We start from the raw sequence: 3,426 nt of genomic DNA, 5'->3' as shown, positions 1-3,426 counted from the left end.
TTACCAGAACCATCCTTATAACCAGGCTCGAACTCCGTGTTCTGGTTCGGAATCTTCGGGTTGCTGTCGTCGCCATCCGGGATGCCGTCGTTATCGTCGTCTTCATCCTCGGTGTCAGGCTTACCATCGCCATCGGTATCCAGCTTGAACTTCGCCTTAGCGTCATCCTTGGAACCATCAGGGTAGGTCACCGTAACAGGAACATCGAACTCCTCAACGGTGTCCTTGTTCAGCTTGGACTTGTCCGGGAAGGTCACCGTGATCTCACCGGTGTTCTCGTCGATCTTGACCTCGTAGCCCTCAGGAGCAGTGAAGCCGTCAGTGATCTTGAACTTCGAGCCCTCAGGAGCCTCGGCGTCCTTGCCGTCCTTACCAGTGAAGGTCGGGGAAGACTTCGTCTCCTCACCCGGAACAACCAGCTTGTCCTCGTACTTCGGCTCGAACTCGTCGTTCTGCTTGGTATCCTCGCCCTTGACCTTGAAGGTAGCGTCGGCGCGGGCAACGAAGCGACCCTGGGTCTGGCCAGGTACCGGATCGCCGTTTTCGTCGAGAACCGGGACCCGCAGAGCCTCATCGCGCATCACGACTGGGAACTTGAAAGTCTTTCCAACCTGGTCATCCTTCGGAGTGAAGGTCACTACACCGGTCGCAGGGTCAACCTTGACCTGATCTGCAGTGACGCCCTCAGGCAGTTGGCCAAGTTCGAACTTGGCCTTTTCAGGCTTCTTCTCTTCGACTTCCTTGGTAGCCGGGTTGTTGAACTTCGGCTCCGAAGTAGCCTCTTCCTTAGGCTTGGCATCCTTCGGGTCGTACGCAAGGTAATCGCGCGCGACAGCGAAAGCGTCCTGCGCGAGAACAAGGTCGTTCTTCGGATCCGTATCACCGTCAGCAACCTTCAAACGAGCGGTGAACGTGTCACCGGTCTGCGCATCCTTTGGAACCTCGAGCTCACAGCTCGGGATCTTGGTCGCGGAGTCTGGCTTAGCAGTCTCACACGTCTTAACGACCTTGCCGTTCTTGTCGACCCACTCGATGTAGTAGTTCAGGTTGTCCCCAATCGGCAGGCCGGCAGTGTCGGTCTGGACCTTGTCGCTAATCATCGCCCAGTTGTCGGTGGTGTTCTTGTCGACCACATCGAACTTCAGGGCCTGCGGAGCAAGCGCGATGTTCCAACCCGTGTAGCTATCAGTAGTGTTACCGATGAGGGCGCCGTCGCCACCGAAGAGCTGCGCGTTAGCACCAGCATTCAGATCAGCACCGAAGCCCGGGCCCGCCCACTGACCAAGGGACCACGGGTACAGCGTACCGATGTTGTCCGGCAGTGGCTTGCCGTCCTTGCCGAGAATGCTGACGTAGCTCCAGTGCATGTTGACGTGCTTGGACCTGGCGTTACCGTTAGCCCAAGATCCCTCATCATGGGATCCGGCCAGCTTGCCAAACTTGTCCTCCGGCACAAGTCCACGCGTCTTGTGGTCATAGCCGTAGATACCCTTCCAGCGCAGCTCGAACTTACCATTAGCACCGGTGGTGGTGGTCATGGTTTCTGCGATCCAGCCTTCTGGATCCGCTGCCACCTGCTTGTTAATCCAGCGCTGCAGGCCCTGCTCATCCTCAACAGTCCAGCCCTTACCACGCAGGGTCTTGCCCGCGAAGTTGGCCTTCGCGTACTCCTCAATCTTCTTCACCGCGTCATCGGTGAGGTAGGAGCCAACGACTTTCAGCCCAGCAGCAGGAACATCCTTGCCACCAAAGGCATTCACGGTGTTGTGGTTCAGAGCACCCTGCAGAACGTCAAGGTTCCAGAAAGCCCGACCGGCGTAGGTGCCATCGTTGCCACCCTTTCCGGTGCTTTCTACCCGCTTGTTATCGGGAAGGTGCTGCGGCAGCTTGTCCTTCTGGGCGTACTGGATGGTCATACCCGTGATCTTGTTGCCGCCCCATTTGCCATCAGCCTGAGTCGTCGGAGTGGTGTTAGCGCCGATGCCCGGGAAGATACCAGCCGCTGGCTGGTGCACCAGACGATACTTGTCCGTCATGTCAGCCGGAAGTTCCGTCCAGACGCGGATCTTCTCGCGCTTATGGTCTCGCTGCCGGATGGTCTCACCAACAGATGCATCAGCCTCGAAGGTACGCGTTACGCCGCGCGCGTCGGTGTACGGCGCCATATTGATGGAGAAGTTGCCGTTTTCATCAGATTCGACGTAGTACACCGGTGAGGAGTGCTGAGTGTTTGCACCCTCGTACCACTGGGCGTAGACCTTGACGCCCTTCAGCGGATTACCGGAGGCCTGGACTGCTCCGAAGCCAACCTTGGCCTCTACAATTTCCTTAACGGAACCGGAGATGGTGCCCTTCTGGCTAGCCTTGCCCGGGGAGTGAATGGCCTTGTCCTTGCCAGAACCAGCTGCCGGAGCATCGGCAGCCGGCTGATCCTGCTGCGCGACCGCAGCCGGCGCCGTCTGGGTCTGCACAACGACTGTGCCGGTGGTAGCCAGAGCCAGCACAGCACCAGCGGCCGCGATGGACTTCATGCTGTTGTTCTTAAAGCCGAGGGCCTTAGCCCCGAAACCAGTACGGATGAGACGTCCGCGCAAGTTCGACATGAGTTAAGTCCTTTCCAAAGACTTCTTTAAGTTCGCTTGAGGCTCACCCATGCCGGGTAGGCCCCCGTCATGACTTTCGCACCCGACAACAGATCCGTGAAAACGGTGTTTGCACGCGCGCGCAAGTCTCTTTACGGAACCTTATTCCCTATTTGTGAAGAGCGCGACTTCTACTCCTAAATCTGAACCTTAATTCAGGCGCGTGATTGATGATTCCTATCGATGCTAGCCCCTTAGAGACATCAAGCCCTGATGCTCTTACGCTTTGACCTTCCCTCCAGATAAAACCCTTTCCACATCCAGACATTGCAATAAGAAAGGGCCGCCTTTATTCATTAACTCCACTCGTAGCGACAAACATACCGATATTATCCTCAGGGGAATAACAACTAGAAACTTGAACGCCGACCATGGCTTACGAGCTCATTTTAGGGTGGCAATAATACGCCTCCATTTAATTGGAATTCTTTTAGAGTACTTTTACCCCCCCAAGGCCACCCTCCAACATCAACCGCTAAGACGGTGCACTACACAGATGCAGCTCACTGCAATTCCTGCAAGCTGAACCTTGAGACAACTTCCGCGCACTAGCAGGATAGAACGGGATATATTGATAGGTTTGCTCGATATAAAGTTCCTTATGATTTCCGTCATTTACCCCCCAAACACCCCCGAAACCTTAAGCTGATCTTCAGGCTGTGCCGAAGGGTGCCACCGGTACCGTCTCCCCTGAGATCGAGACCCCGCAGCCACCCTGACGCACAAACAGCGGGTTAAGTAGCAAAAAGTGTGGGTTGCGTCCCTTAGTGTGGTGTAACGCTTG

At 56.1% G+C, this 3,426-nt stretch carries 1 protein-coding gene; it reads right to left on the bottom strand.

The window, feature by feature from the left end; all coding sequences use genetic code 11:
- A partial coding sequence (locus HMPREF2678_RS02665; protein ID WP_210382692.1) for a YPDG domain-containing protein occupies positions 1–2,603 on the bottom strand: 2,603 nt, incomplete at its 3' end.
- Positions 2,604–3,426: the final 823 nt, after the last annotated feature.

The organism is Corynebacterium sp. HMSC058E07 (assembly GCF_001809885.1).
In the GTDB taxonomy this organism is placed as follows: domain Bacteria; phylum Actinomycetota; class Actinomycetes; order Mycobacteriales; family Mycobacteriaceae; genus Corynebacterium; species Corynebacterium macclintockiae.
Note: the sequence above shows the minus strand (reverse complement) of the source record. Positions and strands in the feature narration are given on the sequence as shown.